Below are 20,852 nucleotides of genomic sequence, written 5' to 3' on the forward strand. Positions count from 1 at the left end.
AAAATAAAAGCCCAAAGTTAAGGTTTTTGAAATAATCGGTAAATTTAACAGGTAATATGCTGTTAGCGTGTGTGTTATTGTCTTAAAAAGTTGTTATGTTTATTTTTTTGGAAAACCAAAACCTGTAGTACTTGGGTATGTTGGTCCTGCTGTATGCTTTAGCCCTCATGCTTCGGGGCTGCCGCTTCCATCAGGTTTAATTGATGCAAACCGGTGCAGTTTGGGTAAAGTTGCAGCCTGCACTATTTGATGTTCCCTAAGAATCACCAGCTTTGTTAAATAAACCTGATAGGACGGAAAGCCCGGAGCGAAGTATGAGTGAGGACTTGGAGGGATAGCAGGGCTGCAACGGCCATTAAAACGGAACCTTTCATTTCCAAAAAATATGTTGCTGATGATTCGTCTAAGCCTCACCGTTTTTGTACTCAAAACATAAGATCATGATCACGAATGTGCGAATATCATATCTATTTCTTATTTTGCACCAAATGCAGTTTAAAGAAATCATAGGACAGGAAAGAGTAAAGCAACAATTGGTGCAAACGGTTAAAGAAAACCGGATTAGCCATGCGCAGCTGTTTTTGTCGCCTGCCGGTTCGGGTGCGGTACCGCTGGCCATTGCCTATGCGCAGTACATCAATTGCCTCGATAAAGGTGAAAATGATAGCTGCGGCGAATGTTCGAGCTGCAGGAAATACGAACGCCTGATCCACCCGGACCTGCATTTCTCCTATCCGTTTTTTGCTTCGGCCAGTGTAAAAACCGCGGTAGATGTACTGGAAGAATGGCGCGCTATGTTAATGCAGGATCCTTATTTTGATATGGATATCTGGCGTTCCAAACTCGATGCCGCCAATAAACAGGCCAATATTAACATCGCCGAATGCCACGACATTATTAAAAAACTGAGTTATAAAGCTTTTGAAGCAGAAACCAAGGTTTTAATTATGTGGTTGCCCGAATACCTGGATAAGGCTGGTAACGCTTTGTTAAAATTGATTGAAGAACCACCTGCAAACACGCTGTTTATTTTAATTGCGCAAAGCCAGGACCAGATTTTAACCACTATATTATCCAGAACGCAGATTGTGAAGATCCCGAAATTATCTTCAGAAGAAGTAACAGGATATTTATTAAACAGCAGTGGATTAAACGAAAACCAGGCCATTGATTATTCATTTTTGGCCGACGGAAATTTAATTGAGGCAAAAGCTTTAGCCGCCGATACGCAAAGTGATAGCTCGGGTACCTTTACGGCCTGGTTAAGGATGGGTTTCGGAAATAAAGTGCCGGATCTGATCGATTTTACCGACGATGCCGCGAAGTGGGGAAGAGAAAACCAAAAGAATTTTTTAAAGTATGGCGTAAATTATTTACGCGAATGCTGTTTAATTATAAGCGGTGCAGAAGAATTGGTGAAATTACCGCCTCTTACCTTCGAAACGGCGAAAAAGCTCAGTACACACGTGCTTACCTTACCAATGGCTGAGGCCATAATAGGCGAGCTGGAGAAGGCACATTACCACATTGAAAGAAACGCGAACCCGAAAATTCTGTTTTTAGATGTATCTTTACAATTGGTAAAAATTATCAAGTTTAAAACGCTCCCCGCGGGGACTCAATATATATACAATTAATATGGGATGTGGAAGTTGTTCAACAGGTGGTGGTTGCACCCCTAATGGATGCAAAAGTAATGGCTCATGTGGCACCGGTGGTTGCCAGACAATGGAAGTTCACGACTGGCTGTCTAATTTGGATATGCCTTCTAATTATAAACCTTTTCAGGTTACCGAAATCAAGTTTAAAGGCTCACGCAAAGAGTTTTTCCTTAATAACGACAACATTTACCTCGAAATCGGGGAGCTTGTAGCTGTTGAAGGACCAACGGGTGGTTTCGATGTAGGGCACGTTTCGCTTACCGGCGAGCTGGTACGTATCCAGATGAAACGCCGCAAAACAGCACTCGATCAGGTCACCAAAAAAATCTACCGTAAAGCTACCGAAGCCGATGTAGAAAAATGGAATGCCGCAAAAGGGATGGAATGGGAAACCATGCACAAAGCCCGTAAACTGGCATTGGATTTACGTTTGCAGATGAAAATCAGTGATGTAGATTACCAGGCCGATAAAACAAAAGCTACTTTCTTTTATACTGCCGATGGACGTGTAGATTTCCGCGAGCTGATTAAAAAGATGGCTGAAAGTTTCCGTATCCGTATTGAAATGCGCCAGATCGGAATGCGCCAGGAAGCTGGTCGCTTAGGCGGAATTGGTTCATGCGGGCGCGAATTATGCTGCTCTACCTGGTTAACCAATTTTAAAACGGTTTCTACAGCTGCGGCGCGTTATCAAAACTTATCATTAAATACTTTAAAGCTTGCCGGCCAGTGCGGTAAATTAAAATGCTGCTTAAACTACGAGCTGGATACCTATCTGGATGCCTTAAAAGATATTCCCGATAGAATTGAAAACCTTGATACTGAGGCTGGTTACGCCCGTCACCAGAAAACCGATATTTTCAAAAAAATCATGTGGTTTAGTTATCAGGGTGATGAAAACTGGATTCCGGTTAAAGCTGCCCGCGTAAAAGAAATCATGGCGATGAACAAGGCTGGCAAAAAAGCACCTAATCTGAAAGAGGAAGCCGTTCAGATTGCTGCGCCGGTTGTGGTAGAAAAATCGTTCGATTACGAAAATGTGGTGGGTCAGGACAGTTTAACCCGTTTGGACGAACGTTCACGCGGAAAAAATAACCAGAGCAAAAACCAGAAAAATAACAGAAACAATCAGAACAGACGGGATAGAGTGCCCGCCGGAGAGAAAAATACCGGGCCTAATAACAGGCCACAGCCTCAACAAAGTGCACAGAAAGCTCAGCAAGGTGGAAAACCACAGCCTAACGGACCAAAACCTCAGCAAAACAGTAGTCAGAGGCCTCAACAGACCGTACCAAAACCTCAGCATGTTAATGGACCAAAACCTCAAAATAACAAGCCAAAGCAGCAGCCACAGGCGCAAAAACCTGTTGTAAACGTAGAAGGAAGTGTTGCTGCGGAGGGAGCTAAGCCAGAACAGAGCAAAAATAAGAACAGAAATAACCGTAGGAAAAACAATAACCGCCGAAACAATAATAATGGCTCAGAAAATAAACCTGCTGCTGAATAAGAGACAAGTATTTTTGCTTGGTTTTTTATTGATTACTTCGCTATTTGTTGGCTGTACTTCAAGCATAATAGATAGTAATGTAGAAATTGCCGACCGCAGGTGGACTTACCGTAACCATATTTCGACCCCTTTTGAGATTAAGGATAATACCAAAGCCTACAATATTTATTTTAAGCTTAGGCATACTGCAGATTATAAATACGCCAATATTTTCATCCTCGCCCATTTTAAAGATGGCAAAAAGATGGAAACTAAGCGTTACCAATACAAACTGGCCAAAAACGATGGTGAATGGCTGGGCAGTGGATCAGGAAATTTGTTTAGTTACACCCTACCCTTATTAACTAACCATCGTTTCCCTCATAATGGTAAGTTTGAGATAGAAATTGAACAAAATATGCGCGACAACCCGCTTTTAGAGGTTAGCGATGTTGGTATTTTGGTTAATGCAGCCGAATAACTGTTCATTTTCTTGTTTAGAGTTTAATTTTCGCAATATTTTAGTCTTTTGTCTTAAATTACCTACATAAAAATTTTGTTTATTTAATATTCTGTTCTTTATCAGGCATTTGTTGTGTGAAACTTTGTAATAAATTTGTTATTATTGTTTATAAACCTATGAACTATGATAAAAATATTATTCAAAAACTCCCTGATCATCCTCCTTCTGTTCTTTTCTAATCATTTACTTGCCCAGGGCTTAAAGGGGAAAGTTACAGATTCTGCAGGATTAGCTATTCCAGGCGCTACCGTACAGGTAGTCGGCTCAAAAGTGGGTACCTCTTCGGATGGAAATGGCCTTTATGCATTAAAATTTCCTTCGGCCGGGGCTTATAAAGTCCGGATTTCTTTTACCGGTTATCAGACAGCTGAAGTAGCGGTTCAGATTGATAATACCGTTAAAACAATGGATTTTGCTTTGCAGGATACCAAAGAACTGTTAAGTGATGTTGTTGTGGTAGGATCGAGGTCAACGCCGCGAACAAATATCGAAAGCGTGGTCCCTGTCGATCTGATTTCTACAAAAGACGTTAAAGTATTTGCACAGACCGATTTAACGCAGATTTTGAACTTTGTAGCGCCATCTTTTAGTTCTAACCGGCAAACCGTTTCTGACGGTACCGATCATATCGATCCGGCATCTTTACGTGGTTTGGGTCCAGATCAGGTTTTGGTGCTGGTAAACGGAAAACGCAGGCATACCACCGCATTGGTAAACATTAACGGTACTTTCGGACGTGGTTCTGTTGGTACAGATTTAAACTCCATTCCGGTTTCGGCAATCGAACGGATCGAGGTTTTACGTGATGGTGCTGCGGCGCAATACGGTTCTGATGCCATTGCCGGGGTAATTAACATTGTGTTAAAAAAGGTAACACCATATAGTTTCTCTACCTCTTTTGGTCAATCTTCATCAAATGCCCTGGGCCGCGATTTTAGCGACGGAAGGACTTTTCAGGTTGATTTTAGCAAAGGATGGGCATTTAAGAACGATAAAGGTTTTATTAATTTTGCAGCGCAGTACCTTCAACGCGGATATACCAATCGTGGCGGTTTAGATACCCGGCCATTATTGTATTCTGCAAGTCCAACCAAAGGCCCGACAGAAACCGAAGCTGCTTTTCAGGCCCGTTTTGCCAGTTTAAAAGCTGCTGATGATGCAAGGGCGGCCGCAAATGGTTTAGACAGAAATAATATGCGCGTGGGTAATTCTGATTCTAAAAACGGCGGCGGTTTCTTAAACGGACAGTTTAATTTTGGGAAAACCACCCAGTTGTACTATGCAGCAGGTTTTACCCATAAAACAGGAAGTGCTGCGGGTTTTTACCGCTTGCCAACGCAAACCACCCAGATAGATTTATCCATCTATCCTAACGGATTTTTGCCATTTATTGATACCAAAATCAACGATTATTCGTTTTCTGCTGGTTTAAGAGGTAAAATAGGCACATGGGATTACGACATTAGTAATACCAGTGGAGAAAATACCATAGCTTTTAATATTAATAATACGGTAAATGCCTCTCTGCCAACCGGAATAAGCCCTACTTCGTTTTATGCCGGCGAGTTGCTGTTCAGGCAAAACACCAGTAACCTTGATATCAACAAAAAGCACACCTTTGATGGTGATTTTTTAACTTCATTAAATACTGCTTTTGGTGGAGAATTCAGGATAGATAACTATCAGATTAAAGAAGGTGAGCTGTTATCCTATTCAAATGGCGGAAGACTGATCGGGACATCGCCTACCGCTTCCGGCGCACAGGTATTCCCTGGTTTTAAACCCAGCAATGCTTTGGATAAATCGCGACATAACGTTGGTGCTTATGCCGATTTTGAAGCTGAATTCGGACCAAGAGTAACTTTAGAAGCGGCAGGCCGGTATGAAAACTATAGCGATTTCGGATCGAATTTCTCTTACAAATTTACAGGTAAGGTTAAACTTTTTGGCGATGTTTCCATTCGCGGGGCTTATGCTACTGGCTTTAGGGCCCCATCGCTGCATCAGCAATATTTTAACAACGAAAGTACCCAGTTTGTAGGTACCAATGCTACGCAGGTTTTAACGGTAAATAATGCGAACCCTATTGTTGCACAGTTTGGTGTTGGCGCATTAAAACCTGAAATTTCCAGATCAGGAAGTTTAGGTTTGGCCGGTAAAATTGCAAAAACTTTTACTTTCACCATTGATGCTTATAACATTGATATCAGCGACCGGATTGTTTTCTCCAGTCAGTATGCGCGCGAGCGTTCAGGAGGTGTTTTAATACCCACAGGTGTAGTAAACCAGATTTTAAATACCGTAGATCCATTGGCACAGATTAACAGTGTGCAGTTTTTCACTAACGCCATTACGACCAATACCGCAGGAATCGATGTGGTATTGACCAATAGATTTAACCTGGGCGCAAAAAGCAGCCTGATTTTAAGTGTGGCGGGCAACGTAAATAAAACCGTGGTGAGAAGTATTCAGGGATCTGATAAAATTGAAAGCGACCCAACCTTAAAAGCGAAATTATTCGATCGTTTGGAGCGCTCGCGTTTTGAAAGTTCTGTGCCTAAAAATAAATTGAACATCACCGCAACATATAATGTGAATAAACTGTCGTTTGTTGCCAGAACGGTTCGTTTTGGTGAGGTTACCTATTTAAATGCCATCGATCCCAATATCCCTGCCAATGGTTTACCAACCCAGCTTGATCAAACTTTTGCCCCTAAATGGGTAACGGATTTCTCGGTGAGTTATGCAGCAGGTAAAAACTGGTCGGTTACTGTTGGTGCGAATAATATTTTTGATGTTTATCCGGATAAATTATACATCGATCCACGCGATAACCAAAATAACCTCAGCGGCAATCCTGCAAGCAATTATTCTGGAGGACTAGATAACACTTCCAACGGCAGGTTCTTATATCCAAGGGCAGTCAGCCAGTTTGGTTTTAGCGGCAGGTATGTTTATGGTAAAATTGCCTGTACATTTTAATGTTATCAGGCTTTTTAGCTACAGATGCACACAGATAAGCACGGATTTTTGATATCTGTGTGCATCCTTTTTATCTGTGGTAATTAATACCGGGCTTAAATCATTTCAGGCTTAAAGATTGACACTATAAGTACTGCAGCAAATTTTCCAGTTTCATTCCTCTTGATCCTTTTAACAGGACCAAATGATTCTGAACCGGATTTTCCTGTAAAAAAGTAGCTGCTTCGGCAGGTGTTTCAAAGAAAATGCCTTTTACGTTGTTTTTGTAGTGAAAAAAGTCTTTCCCGATGAAAATGATCTGATCTAAACCGCTTTTAGCTGCCTGTTTTGCAATTAATTCATGCTGACCGGGAGATTCTGGCCCTAATTCCAACATGTCGCCCAAAATAGCGGTCTTTTTATCTGCAGATATCACGGAAATGTTTTTTAAGGCAGCGGCCATACTACTTGGATTGGCATTATAGAAATCACATATGACCGTGTTTTTTTCAGTTTTGGTGAGTTGTGAGCGGTTGTTTTTCGGCTGGTAGCTTGATAAACCTGTATTGATCTCTTCAGGGCTCATGTCAAAAAAATCTCCAATACAAATTGCCGCCAATATATTTTCGAAATTATAACTGCCTGTTAAATTGGTTTTTACAGACGATGAAACTTCATGATTGGTCCAGTGTACTTCGATAAAAGGATCGCTGCTTTTCAGTTCCCCTTTAATGGTATTGCCGTTTTCTGTTCCATAATAAATCAGTTTGCTTAATCCTGCAACGGCACTCATTTCGAGTAAATTTGCATTATCGCGGTTAATAAAGGTATAGCCATTTGTTTTTTTCAGGTATGCATAAAGCTCTGCCTTGCCTTTTTTTACGCCTTCAAAGCCCCCGAAGCCATCTAAATGGGCCATACCTACATTGGTAATAATGCCATGGGTGGGCTGTGCGATGGTACAGAGTAGTTCTATTTCCTTTTGGTGGTTGGCTCCCATTTCGATTACCGCAATCTGCACATCATTGGTGATGGATAAGATTGATAATGGAACACCGATGTGGTTATTTAAATTGCCAAAAGTGGCAAAGGTTTTATAACGTTCTGCTAAAACCGCATTTACCAGCTCTTTACTGGTGGTTTTACCATTACTGCCGGTTAAACCGATAACCGGGATATTAAGCTGTTTACGATGGTGGCGTGCCAGATCCTGCAAAGTACCAAGTACATTTTCAACCAGCAAACACTGAGCATTAACCGCATATTTTTCTTCGTCGATTATAGCATAGGCCGCTCCTTTTTCAATGGCCTGGGCAGCAAATTCATTAGCGTTAAAAAGATCGCCTTTAAGCGCAAAAAATATACAACCTAGCGTAATGTTTCTCGTATCGGTAGAAATAACAGGGTTTTTCAGGTAGTAATCGTATAGTTTTTCGGTAGTAATCATGCTTATCGTAAAAAATATGATGTAAAATTAAGCTTTAGCAACAACAAAAAACAAAATTAGTACATTAGGTAAAAATATTTTAACATGAAGAGACTGTTAACGTTCTGCATAATCTCCCTTACCTCTGTTTTTTTTGTACAGGCACAGCTTAAATCTCCCGATGATTTTTTAGGTTATTCGCTTGGTTCACATTTTACACCACACCATAAAGTAGCCGAATATTTTAGGCAGATTGCTGCGGCAGCACCAAAAAACGTAAAACTGATAGAATATGGCAAAACCAACGAAGGCAGGCCTTTAATGGTGGCTATTGTTTCTGCTGCAGAAAATATAGATCAACTGGAACAGATCAGAAATAATAACCTGGCTTTAACAACAGGGATCAATACCAGTGTAAATTTAACTAAACAGCCTGGTCTGCTTTGGCTAAGTTATAATGTGCATGGCAACGAAGCAAACTCTACCGAGACTTCGATGAAGATGCTTTATACACTGGCTTCGGGCACAAATAAACCGGCTACAGAGTGGTTAAAAAATACCGTTGTGGTAATCGATCCCTGTTTAAACCCCGATGGTAGGGACCGTTATGTAAATTACTTTAACAGTGTGGTTGGAAAGATGCCTAATTCCGATCCTTCATCAAGAGAGCATATCGAACCCTGGCCGGGTGGCAGGCCAAACCATTATTATTTTGATTTAAACCGCGACTGGGCCTGGCAAACGCAAATTGAAAGTCAGCAAAGGCTGGCTTTATATAACCAGTGGATGCCACAGGTACATGTCGATTTTCATGAACAGGGATATAATGAGCCTTATTATTTTGCACCTGCGGCAGAGCCTGTACATCAGGATATTACGCCATGGCAAAAAAGTTTTCAGGTGGTTGTGGGTAAAAACAATGCTAAATATTTCGATGCAGAAGGCTGGCAATACTTTACCAAAGAACGTTTCGATCTGCTTTACCCGTCTTACGGCGATACTTATCCTTTATATAACGGATCAATTGGTATGACTTATGAGCAGGGCGGAATCAGGGCCGGATTATCGGTAGTAACCAACGATGGCGATACCTTAACCTTAAAAGATCGTATTGCGCATCATTTCACTACTGGAATGTCGACGCTTGAAATAACCTCTTTAAACCATAATAAGCTTTTAGAAGAATACAAAAAATATTTCCAGCAGGAACTGGCCAATGCACCTGGTATTTATAAAAGTTATATTATTAAACCGACTAACCTGTCGCGGTTAAAAAAACTGGCTGAACTGTTAACGAAAAACAAGATCGAATTTGCCTATGGAGGCGATAAAACCGGCCGGGCTTATGATTATGATACACAAAAGGAAGAAAATTATACCCTTGGCAGGAACGATCTGATCGTAAATGTTCAGCAATCAAGGGCTGTTTTGGCCAATGTCTTATTGGAGCCGCAAACATTTGTAACCGATTCTAATACTTATGATATTACGGCCTGGGCGCTCCCTTATGTATATGGATTAAAGGGTTATGCCAGTAAAGAGAGCATTAAAGGAAAATATGCTTCATTAGAAGAACCAAAAACGGTAAATACAGAAGTAGAGAAGCCGTTGGCCTGGTTATTTACCTGGGGAACAAGTGAAGATGCCCATGTTTTAATCGCCCTGCAGAAAGAAAATATAAAAGTAAGGCAGGCAGATCAGCCTTTTTCGGTAAGTGGCAAAGATTATCCTGCCGGGACACTAATTGTGCTGCGTGCTGAAAATGAACGATCGGTTAAAGGTGTAAAAGATAAAGTTACTTTTATCGCCAAAATGCTCGATAAACCCGTTCAGGCGGTAAGCAGTGGTTTTGTAGAAAAAGGAAAGGATTTTGGTTCTAATGTTTATCCTTTACTAAAACAACCTAAAATTGCCATCGTATCAGGCATGGAGGTTTCTTCTTTGGCATTTGGCGAAGCCTGGTTTTACCTGGAGCATGACTTAAACCTTTCGCCGAGTATTATTAATGCCAAAGACATCAACAATTTAGACATTAATAAAATCAATACACTTATCCTGCCCGATGGAAGCTACAGTCCGTTTATTGGTGATGGCTTAACCGCCTGGTTAAATAAAGGAGGTAAGTTGATCTTAATGGAAGATGCCATTGAAAGTGTGCTGGAGAAAAAAGGATTTGATATTAAAAAGAAGGAAGCGGTTGTTAAAAAAGACGAAAAACCGGAAGCCAATAAACTTCTTTTTAAAGATAAGGACAGGGATGATTTCGAAACCACCATACCCGGGGCCATTTATAAAATTAACCTCGATGCCACTCACCCATTCTCTTATGGCCTGGGCAAAGCTTATTATAGTTTAAAAACCGACCGAAAAATTTATGAACCTTTTGCTAAAGGCTGGAATATTGGTTTAATTAATGATAAAAGTTTAATGGCAGGTGTAGTAGGTAAAAAAGCCAGGGAAGAACTTAAAACCGGATTACTCATCGGTGTGCAGGATTTTGGCCGCGGACAGGTGGTTTACCTCGCAAACGACCCCTTATTCAGAAATTTTTGGGAAGGCGGCAAAACGCTCTATGGCAATATTTTATTTTGTAGTTATTAGGATTTCACCTCAATAAAACTAAACGGCCTTGCAATTAAATTGTAAGGCCGTTTTCTTTTTAACAAAAAATTAAAGGCTAAAAATTTTCCAATAATTTCTAAACGTAATAAAATAACGTATCTTCGTGATTATTCACCCCTGAATTATTAGTTAATTCCGGAGATTATACTCCGGAAAGATCACATCCTCCAAATGCGCAACGCATTTAATTAATCTTTACTAATCTATTTAAGAATGAAAAAACTTTTACAAAGTTTGTTCATCCTCGTGCTGTTTGCATATTCTGCAATGGCCCAGGAGCGGACAATTACTGGTACAGTTACTTCAGGGGATGACAAGCAAGCTATACCTGGGGTAAGTGTTAAAATTATCGGAGCTCAGGGTGCTACCGTTACAGGGGCTGATGGAAAATTTTCCATAAAAGTGCCTTCTACAGCAAAAGAATTGGAGTTTTCGTACATTGGTTATGCCCGTCAAACCAAACCCATTACGGCCGGGGCAATCAATGTGGTGTTGATGCCCGATGCTAAATCGCTGGATGAAGTAGTGGTAACCGCTTTAGGGCAAACAAGAAAAAAGAATACACTTTCTTATGCCGCACAGCAGGTTAAAGGCGAAGAGCTGAGTCAAACACGCTCTGCCAATGCCGCTTCAGCATTATCTGGTAAAGTTTCTGGTCTGCAAATTATTCAGGGCAATGCAATAGGTGGTTCAACCAATGTAGTTATACGCGGGAGTAAATCGCTAACAGGGAACAACCAGGCGCTATTTGTGGTAGATGGTGTACCGGTAGATAATTCGAACAACAATTCAAGTGATCAAAAAACAGGGAGGGGCGGTTATGATTACGGTAATGCCGCTGCGGATATTAATCCCGATGATATTGAATCAGTAAACGTATTAAAAGGTGCTGCCGCAAGTGCATTGTATGGTTCAAGAGGTGCTAATGGTGTAATTATGATCACCACAAAAAGTAGAAAAGCGAATGGCATGGGCATCACCATTAACAGTGGCCTTACCATTGGGCACATTGATCGGTCTACTTTTCCAAAGTATCAAAAAGAGTATGGGGCAGGTTATTCTGATGGCTACGACAGTGGAGATGGCTTTTACCTGATCGATGTTTTAGGCAATGGCATAAAAGAGAAAGTTGCCCCTACCGGTGAGGATGCTTCTTATGGTGCAAAGTTTGATCCTAACTTATTGGTATATCAATGGGATGCTTTTGATCCCAGCTCGCCAACCTACCATCAAAAAACGCCCTGGGTTGCAGCAAAAAACGATCCCTCTACTTTTTATGAAACTTCCATTTCAAATAGTAACAGCATCACCCTTGACGGTGCTTCAGATAAAGGAACATTTAAACTGGGCTATTCCAGAAATGACGAACGCGGTACTTTACCCAACAGTAAAGTGCTTAAAAACATCATTAATTTTGGTGGAAGCTACAAAATTACAGAACGCTTAACCGCATCGGCCTTAGCCAATTTTTCTAAAGTAGACGGGCTTGGCAGGTATGGTTCCGGTTATAGTGGCCTGAACGTAAATCAGAATTTCAGGCAATGGTATCAAACCAATGTCGATATCCAGGAACAAAAAGAAGCTTATTTTAGAAATGAACGAAATATTAGCTGGAACTGGAAATATCCATCCGATCAAATGGCTTTAGTTCCGAGGTTTACTGATAACTACTATTGGACCAGGTACCAAAACTATGAAAATGATACCCGGAGCAGAATTTTTGGTAATGCATCATTAAACTATAAAGTGACAGATTACCTGAATATTTTGGGTCGTGTTACCTTAGATTCATACAATGAACTTCAGGAAGAACGTATTGCCAGTGGCAGTAAAGATCCGGGCATGTACAGCCGGACAGACAGGACCTTTCATGAAACCAATTTTGATCTGATCGCAAATTTCGATAAAAATCTTAACGATAATTTTAATCTTAAAGCACTGGCTGGCGTAAATATAAGGCAAAGCCTTTTAAATGATACCTACTCTACCACTAACGGAGGCTTAATTGTACCCGGCTGGTATAGTATTGCCAATTCTGTTGGTACAGTAGATGCGCCTGTAGAAAATTATGAGCCAAGGGAAGTTGATGGTATTTTTGGAGGGGCAACTTTAGGTTATAAAGAATTTTTAACCCTTGAGGGAACTTTTAGGAGAGATAAATCATCAACACTCCCTGTCGGAAACAATGCTTACAATTATTATTCTATCGCAGGAAGCTGGTTGTTTTCCAAACATTTAGAGAAAGAACTTGGCTGGCTGTCATCCGGCAAAATCAGGGTAAATTATGCTACTGTTGGTAACGACGCACCCTGGGGAAGTATTAAAAATGTGACACTCCTCAAAGGCCGTTTGGCACAACTAAACTTTTTGCCTTTCCGATAACCGTAAAAAATCCTGACTTAAAACCCGAACAAACCGAAAGTAGTGAAGTAGGCCTGGAAATGGCTTTTTTAAAGAATAGAATCGGCTTTGATGCATCCTACTATCTGGCAAAATCCAAAAATCAGATTTTTGCTGTAGCTACTTCAGCAGCCGTTGGCTTTACCAACAAATTTGTAAATGCAGGGATAATCAGAAATAATGGTGTAGAACTATCGCTGTATGGCAGTCCGGTTAAAACCAAAGATTTTTCCTGGAACATTAATGTAAACTGGACAAAGAACAACAGTAAAGTACTAGAGCTTTATAACGGGAGTACTAATTTGCAACTGGGCAGTTTTCAGGGTGGCGTAAGTATAAATGCTACACTTGGTCAGCCTTATGGAACAATCCAGGGGAAAGATTTTGTTTATGATGGAAATGGGAATAAAGTTATTGGAGCCAATGGCTATTATTTGGTTACCAATACCACTACCAATGTAATTGGTAACATTAACCCAAAATGGACTGGTGGTATTCAAAATACGTTTAAATATAAAAATGTATCGCTTGGCTTCCTGGTTGATTTTCGCCATGGTGGTAATGTTTGGTCGCTCGATCAGTATTATGCCACTTATTCCGGTGTATTAGCCAACACTGCAGGTTTAAATGACCTGGGTAATCCGTTAAGAAACCCCCTTACCAATGATAGTAAAAGCGGAGGCGTAATTTTAGATGGCGTTACAGCTGATGGAAAGCCCAATACAAAACGTGTGGTAATCGATGCGAGCTCGCCAACACCGCCGCCGGCTGCTTTTTCGTATGATGCCAGTTATATTAAACTGAGGGAAGCTACATTAACCTATGCGCTGCCTAAGAATATTGTTTCGAAGTTAGGGCCTCTTAAAGCGGTAGATTTATCTGTTTTTGGCCGTAACTTATGGATTATTCATAAAAACCTTCCGGATGCCGATCCTGAAGAAAACCTTTCTTCTGGTAACATACAAGGTGTTCAAAGTGGGGCTTATCCAACCACCAGAACATTTGGGTTTAACGCAAAAATTTCATTCTAAACGTTTAAGAAAATTCCAATGAAAAAACTTAAAATATTTTTTGTTGCCCTGTTGGCCTTGGGGGCATGTAAAAAAGACATCACCTCATTAAATGATCCAACAAAAAGGCCGGCAGTGGCACCGGCAGGTACATTATTTGCCTATGCAACAAAATCATACAGCGATGCGATTACCAGCGCCAGTGTAAATACAAATGTATTCAGGTTTGTGGTTGGCCATTGGGCCATGACCACTTATCAGGATGAATTACAGTACGATTTTAATACCCGCGAAATTCCTAAAACATGGTGGACCATTATGTACCGCGATGTGCTTCAAAATTTAACTAAATCTGCTGATTTTGTGCGTGCAGATCCATTAATGGATCCGGCGGTTAAGGTTAATAAACTTGCTATTTTAGATATTATGCAGGTGGTGGCTTACAGTACATTGATAAATACATTTGGAAATGCACCCTACAGCAAAGCATTAGACGAAAACAATCTGTTTCCGGTTTACGATGATGCCAAAACCATTTCACTCGATCTGATTAAAAGGTTAAATACTGATATTTCAAAATTAAATACCAGTAATAATGGCTTTAGTGATACAGAAGACCTGATTTATAAAGGCGATATTGCCAAATGGATTAAATTTGCCAACTCTCTGCGCATGCAACAAGCCATGATTTTAGCTGATGTTGATAATGACGCAGCTAAAGAAAGTGTTGAAGCATCTGATGCTGGTGCTATTTCTGCTGCTGCTGATAATGCTTCCTTTATTTATCTGGATGGATCGCCAAATCAAAATCCGCTATTTGTTGATATCGTAACAGGTAACAGGGGCGATTATGTGGCAGCTAGTGATCTTCTTAATAAATTAAAAACATTATCCGATCCTCGCCTGGGTTTATTTTATTCCCCTAATAAGGATGGATTATTTGTGGGTGGCATTTCTGGTTCAGGCAATTCATTAAATGCAATATCCAACCCCAATCCAAGGCTTTACGCTGCTAATGCGCCAACTTTGTTTATGGATTATGTAGAAACAGAATTTTTCAGGGCAGAAGCAAAAGAAAGAGGGTATGCCGTAAGCGGAACTGCTGCAGAGCATTATAATAATGCCATTACTGCCTCTATTATTTATTGGGGAGGAACAGCGGCCGATGCTGCAGCCTATTTAACAAATCCCGAGGTAGCCTATCAAACCGCGTCGGGTACTTGGAGAGAAAAAATTGGCATGCAAAAATGGATTGCGCTTTATAACAGGCCGTTTAACGGCTGGACAGAGTTAAGAAGGTTTGATTATCCTAAAATTACACCTCCGGTTGGAGCTAAATCAGGTTTCCCTGTTAGGTTAAACTACCCAACTAATGAACAACAGTTGAATGGCGCCAACTATACAGCTGCTGCTGCCGCAATTGGCGGTGATTTGGTAACAACAAAATTGTTCTGGGATAAGTTCTAGATGAGCTATTTGGCTTCACCCCCTGTTAGTGCCTGCTTTGTCGGGCACTAACAGGGGTTTTTCTATAGTAATCATCTTAAAGGCGCTCCACTTTAACCACATAATTAAGTTACTATTTTATTTGCTATATATTTCCCAGCCCCGGGGCTTATTCAATGTCTGCCAGTTAATAAAAATGTGGGTTTAACTGCTGTTTTAGTTCTTTTTAGGGTGTAGATTAGAATTTTGGCACAATTTTTTTATACAATTTAGTCGCCCTATGCTGCCGTTTTAATGTTAAATTAATGCTATTTTGATCATGTTTCTGCACAATTTGTTTAAATGCATATAATTTAATGTCTTTTTGTAGAAAAATACCCCCAATCAGTCTTTTTTGTAATACAGCTTAATTGTCAAATAAAAGTCATTATATTTCTTTGTTTTGTTAAAGTTTGTTAAAATGTTGGGTATCTCTGCTATATTTAGCTTTTAAAATAATCATTAACTAACCTATTTTCAAATTATGAAAAAACTTCTACAAAGTTTGTTCATACTTATGTTTATTGCTGTAACGGCAATGGCACAAGATAGAACAATCACTGGTACAGTTACATCAAAGGATGATGGATTACCAATTCCTGGTGTAAGTGTTACGATTACTGGAGCTAAAAGCGGAACTCAGACATCTTCTGATGGTAAGTTCAGCCTGAGTGTACCTTCTGGTACTACAAGCTTAAGATTCTCTTTTTTGGGTTTTCAGTCTCAAACAGTAACTATTCCTGCTAACGGAGTAATTAGAGTATCTTTAACATCAGATCAACAACAACTAGGTGAAGTTGTGATCACTGGTGCATTGGGAATCCAAAGACAGAAAAAAGAACTTGGATATGCAGCTGCAACAGTAGGAAATGCTACTTTGAATGCAGGTAATGCAGTTAACCTGGCAACTGGTTTACAAGGTAAGGTGTCGGGCTTAAATATTGCTACAACTAATAGTGGTGTATTCGAAAACGTTAAAATTAACCTTCGTGGTATCCGTTCATTAACCGGAAACAACAACCCATTATTGTTATTGGATGGTGTTCAAACTGACATCAACTATTTATCGTCATTAAACCCTAATGACATTCAGGATGTTTCTGTATTAAAGGGAGCAGCTGGTGCTGCGGTTTATGGTTCTGATGCCAGAAACGGTGTAATTATCGTAACAACAAAAAAAGGCACTAAAGATGGAAAGCCTGTTGTAACAGTTAGTAACTCAACTCAATTTCAGGATATCAGCTTTTTCCCTAAATTCCAGGAAGGTTTTGGTTTAGGTGGTGGTGGTAACAACGCTAAACTTGGTGATTATACCTCTATTGAGAACTGGTCATGGGGCCCTGCTTATGATGGCTCACAAGTTCAGATAGGGCCTGACTTAACTGGAATTACAGATCCTGTTTATGGTCCGCTAACTACTCAGCATGTAACTTATAGCCCTGTTAATGACAGAAAAGAATTTTTTAATACGGGTTCTATTATTCAGAATAACGTTTCATACGGAGATAAAAACTTCTTCTTAAGTTTACAAGATGCAAACATCAAAGGAATTGTTCCAGACGACAAAAACCGTAGAACAGGTATCCGTTTAAATGCATCTAGAGAATATGGCCGGTTAAAAGTTGCTTTAAACACGAATTATATCCAACAAAACTACAATATCTTTGATGCAGAGGGTATGTCTGATTTTAATGCTTCTCAGAACATCGGTTTGAATCAGGGTTTAATGAACTTGTTGTTTAACACTGCTGGTTATATTCCTCTTAACAGCTATAAGGATTTTAAAAATGATCCTTATGCTTCTTATAACTATTATTATACAGACTACGGGTTAAATCCTTATTTTGCTATCGATAACTGGCGTAAAACAGGTAAGAGAGCAGATTTAGTTACTAACTTAAATTTAGATTTCAAAATTACCGACTGGGTTAACTTAAGCTACCGTGCCGGGTTAACTACTCAGGCTACTGACGAAAGAAGAACTTCTCAAGGTGAACAACCAAATGCATTTGGTGTAGCTACAAGAGGTTTTGGAACAATTTCATCAAATGTTGAAGAGCGTTCTTTCAGATCAGAAAGATTATCATCAGAGTTGTTTGCTAATTTTAACAAACAAATTAATGATGATTTCAAAATCACTGGTGTTTTAGGTACATACGTTCGTCAGGATAAAGCGCGTGATACACGTGTTGGTGCTGTTCAATTAGTAGTTCCTGATTTGTATAATATTTCTCAACGTGTTGGTGAATTAACAGGAACTTCTCCTTCAAGACAAAGCCGTTTATTTGCACTTTATGGTAGTGCTGCTTTAAGTTATAAAGGTTGGGCAAATATTGAGGTTACAGGAAGAAATGAAGAAACATCTGTTTTAGCTGACAATCTAAATAGCTATTTTTACCCAGGTGTTACTGCTTCATTTATCGTAACGGATGCAATTGATGCGTTAAAAGGAAGTAAAGTACTTTCATATTTAAAGTTAAGAGGTGGTTGGAATAAAACAGGTAATGCTGATATTGCTCCTTATCAATTGGCAGCAACTTTCTCTCAAGGTGGTGGTTTCCCATATGGAACAACTCCTGGATACAGTGCTGATAACACCATTTATAACCCATTATTAAGACCAGAATTTATTAAGAGTGTTGAAGCTGGTTTTGAGGCAGGATTCTTAAACAACAGAATTAGTCTTGAGGCAACATACTTCCACCAAACAATGACTGATCAGATTATTCCGATCAATTTATCTTTAGCTACAGGTTATTCAAGTGCATATGTGAATGCAGCATCTTTCATTAACAAAGGTGTTGAGATGGACTTAGGATTAACTCCGCTAGTAGATTTAGGTCAGGTAAGGATTAACTTTAAAGTTAATGCAACCTATAACAACAGTAATGTTACTGAAGTTTATCCTGGTTTAGATCAAATTTCTATCGGTGGTTATACCTCTGCAGGTAATTATGCAATCAAAGGCTATCCTGCTTTTATGGTTAGGGCAACTGATTATTTAAGAGATCAACAAGGTAGGGTAATTGTTAGTGCATTAACTGGTGCGCCAACTGCAGATCCTAATACTAAAATTTTCGGAAATTCAATGCCTAAATGGATTGTTGGTTTAAATCCGTCTATCCGTTGGAAAGGTTTAAATGTTTCTGCATTATTTGAATATAAAGATGGCTATATGGCATATAGTGACATAGGTAATGCGATGTCTTGGACTGGTGTTTCTGCACTTTCAGCTATTAATAACCGCGAAAGATTTATTTTCCCTAATTCTTCTATATTAGTTAATGGTCAGTACGTAGATAATACCAACGTTACCTTAAACAATCCTGAAACATTCTTTACAGGTGTTGCAAGAAATGTTTCAAGTAATTATTTGTTTAGTGCTGCATCATGGAGATTCCGTGAACTATCTATTGGTTACGATATTCCGGTATCTGTTTTCGGTAGTCAAAAAGTAGTTAAAGCATTAAACGTTGCATTAACCGGTAGAAATTTATTTTTATGGTTGCCTAAATCAAACATGTACACAGATCCAGATTTTACATTTAGTCCGGCGGCCAGTAACTTCGGTAGCGGAAGTACAACTGGTGTTACAACAGGAAATCAAAGTGGTATTAGTAACTCAACCATTAACCCTCCTGTAAGAACTTTTGGTGGTAGTGTTACAATTACATTTTAGTGATTAAATTAAATAGAAAAGAGATGAAAAAAATAATAATTCCAATTTTTGCAGCAGCTGTTTTACTTGGCGCGGGCTGTAAAAAAGAATTTTTCGATATAAATACAAGTCCTAACTCACCAACTGAAGTTTCGGTTACACCTCAGGTTCTTTTACCTAGAACACTTCATAATGTTGGATTGAGAGTAGGAACTGGATTTGATTATGCAGCTGATTGGACGGGTTATTGGAGCCGTTCAGGTTCGTATGGACAATCAATCGAACTTGAATCGTATAACATTACCTCTACTACATTAACAGCACAATGGACCAACTGGTATGACATCTTAACAGATGTTAACTTGATGGAGAAGAAGGCGCAGGCTTCAGGCTTACCTTTTTATCAAGGCGTTGCGAAAACAATGAAAGCAGTTGGTTTCATGTATCTTGTAGATCAATACAATAACGTTCCATATTCTAAAGCATTTGACTTTGTTGGAAATATCACCCCTGGTTATGATAAAGGAGAAGATATTTATGCAGATCTTTTTGTGCAGTTAGACGCAGCAGGAAAATTGTTTGCTTCTGTTACTACAATGGACGCAGCGACTCAGGCTTCTGATATTATGTTTAAAGGCGATCTTACCTTGTGGCGTAAATTTGTAAATACCATGAGATTAAAATTATTAATCCATGAGTCACAAGTTGTATCTTCAGCTACTGTAACTGCGGTAGTTGCCCAAATTACGGCAGATGGTTCGGGTTATCTTGGTGCTGGTCAATCGGCTTTAGTAAACCCTGGTTATGTGCAGGTTGATACCAAACAAAATCCTTTTTATAATACCTATAAGTTATCTGCTTTAGGTGTAAAGGATACTTATAACAGAGCTAACAATTATATTTTGAAGAAATATTTTGGTCCGGACGGTCATGCGGATAATGCTGTAACACCTGGCACTGATGATGATCTTCGTTATAAAGCTGTTTTCAGTGTGGTTGATACTAAATTAGCTGCATTCCCAAGCGCAACATATGATTATGTTGGTACCAACTTTGGAGAGGTTGTTCCTAATAGTGACCCATTCAGAGCGGTTAATCAATCGGATGTTGCTGGTCCGGGTCTTGCTAAAAGCCCAACCCAGTCTCAACCTGTATTAACATCAGTAGAAAGTTTATTCCTTCAGGCGGAAGCTGCTCAACGTGGCTGGATTACAGGTACACCTCAAACCTTGTTAACAAGTGCTGTAAGAGAGTCGTTTACTTATCTGGGCGTTCCTGGGGGAGCTGGTGCTGCAGATGCTTATTTAGCACTTGGTATTCCTATCGTTGATTATACAGGAGCAGCAAATAAAGTTAATTTCATCGTAATGCAGAAATATTTGGCATTAATTGGATTGGCAAACTTCGAAGCTTATGTAGATTACAGAAGATTAGGCGTTCCTACAGATTTGCCATTGTCATTAAATGCAAACAGGATTAATAACGTAATCCCATTGCGTTTACAATATCCTCAAAGTGAGTTTAACTTCAACGCAGCGAATGTTGCCGCTCAAGGAACAATTAACCCACAGACTTCAGCAATTTTTTGGGATAAATAGATTTGACTTATAAAAGAAATTG

11 protein-coding genes are annotated in these 20,852 nt (G+C 39.7%); 10 read left to right on the forward strand and 1 reads right to left on the reverse strand.

The genetic code is table 11. From position 1 onward, the window contains the following. Window positions 1–488 precede the first annotated feature (488 nt). The 4 genes from ABD769_RS10860 (at window position 489) to ABD769_RS10875 (ending at window position 6,652) form a co-directional block, all read left to right on the forward strand. Window positions 489–1,637: a DNA polymerase III subunit gene (locus ABD769_RS10860; protein ID WP_344851440.1), complete on the forward strand. Its 1,149-nt coding sequence runs from the start codon at window positions 489–491 to the stop codon at window positions 1,635–1,637. A 1-nt stretch (window position 1,638) separates the two neighbouring features. Then, complete coding sequence (locus ABD769_RS10865; protein WP_344851441.1) at window positions 1,639–3,168, forward strand: PSP1 domain-containing protein; 1,530 nt, start codon at window positions 1,639–1,641, stop codon at window positions 3,166–3,168. After that, complete coding sequence (locus tag ABD769_RS10870) at window positions 3,137–3,628, forward strand: gliding motility lipoprotein GldH (protein ID WP_344851442.1); 492 nt, start codon at window positions 3,137–3,139, stop codon at window positions 3,626–3,628. The genes ABD769_RS10865 and ABD769_RS10870 overlap by 32 nt, the downstream gene beginning before the upstream one ends. A 165-nt stretch (window positions 3,629–3,793) precedes the next feature. Then, window positions 3,794–6,652, forward strand: a complete 2,859-nt coding sequence (locus ABD769_RS10875) for a TonB-dependent receptor (protein ID WP_344851443.1) — start codon at window positions 3,794–3,796, stop codon at window positions 6,650–6,652. Between the two features lie 124 nt (window positions 6,653–6,776). Here ABD769_RS10875 and ABD769_RS10880 read toward each other — a convergent pair whose 3' ends face one another. Next, window positions 6,777–8,078, reverse strand: coding sequence for a UDP-N-acetylmuramoyl-tripeptide--D-alanyl-D-alanine ligase (locus ABD769_RS10880; RefSeq protein WP_344851444.1), 1,302 nt, complete (start codon window positions 8,076–8,078; stop codon window positions 6,777–6,779). Between the two features lie 84 nt (window positions 8,079–8,162). On the opposite strand from ABD769_RS10880, the gene ABD769_RS10885 reads away from it, so the two are divergent. The 6 genes from ABD769_RS10885 (at window position 8,163) to ABD769_RS10910 (ending at window position 20,830) form a co-directional block, all read left to right on the forward strand. Further along, entirely contained in the window at window positions 8,163–10,658 is a 2,496-nt protein-coding gene (locus ABD769_RS10885) for a M14 family metallopeptidase (protein ID WP_344851445.1), read from the forward strand. A 234-nt stretch (window positions 10,659–10,892) separates the two neighbouring features. Next, window positions 10,893–13,061: a SusC/RagA family TonB-linked outer membrane protein gene (locus ABD769_RS10890; protein ID WP_344851446.1), complete on the forward strand. Its 2,169-nt coding sequence runs from the start codon at window positions 10,893–10,895 to the stop codon at window positions 13,059–13,061. A gap of 59 nt (window positions 13,062–13,120) precedes the next feature. After that, complete coding sequence (locus tag ABD769_RS10895; RefSeq protein ID WP_344851447.1) at window positions 13,121–14,110, forward strand: SusC/RagA family TonB-linked outer membrane protein; 990 nt, start codon at window positions 13,121–13,123, stop codon at window positions 14,108–14,110. 18 nt (window positions 14,111–14,128) lie between these two features. After that, window positions 14,129–15,556 carry a SusD/RagB family nutrient-binding outer membrane lipoprotein gene (locus ABD769_RS10900; RefSeq protein ID WP_344851448.1) on the forward strand — a complete coding sequence of 476 codons (1,428 nt, stop codon included), beginning with the start codon at window positions 14,129–14,131 and terminating at the stop codon, window positions 15,554–15,556. A gap of 502 nt (window positions 15,557–16,058) precedes the next feature. Beyond that, complete coding sequence (locus ABD769_RS10905; protein ID WP_344851449.1) at window positions 16,059–19,253, forward strand: SusC/RagA family TonB-linked outer membrane protein; 3,195 nt, start codon at window positions 16,059–16,061, stop codon at window positions 19,251–19,253. Window positions 19,254–19,276: 23 nt separating this feature from the next. Then, the gene (locus ABD769_RS10910) at window positions 19,277–20,830 is read left to right on the forward strand and encodes a SusD/RagB family nutrient-binding outer membrane lipoprotein (protein ID WP_344851450.1); all 1,554 of its coding nucleotides are present in this window, start codon (window positions 19,277–19,279) and stop codon (window positions 20,828–20,830) included. Window positions 20,831–20,852: the final 22 nt, after the last annotated feature.

This window comes from Pedobacter jeongneungensis (assembly GCF_039538295.1).
GTDB classification, from domain to species: domain Bacteria; phylum Bacteroidota; class Bacteroidia; order Sphingobacteriales; family Sphingobacteriaceae; genus Pedobacter; species Pedobacter jeongneungensis.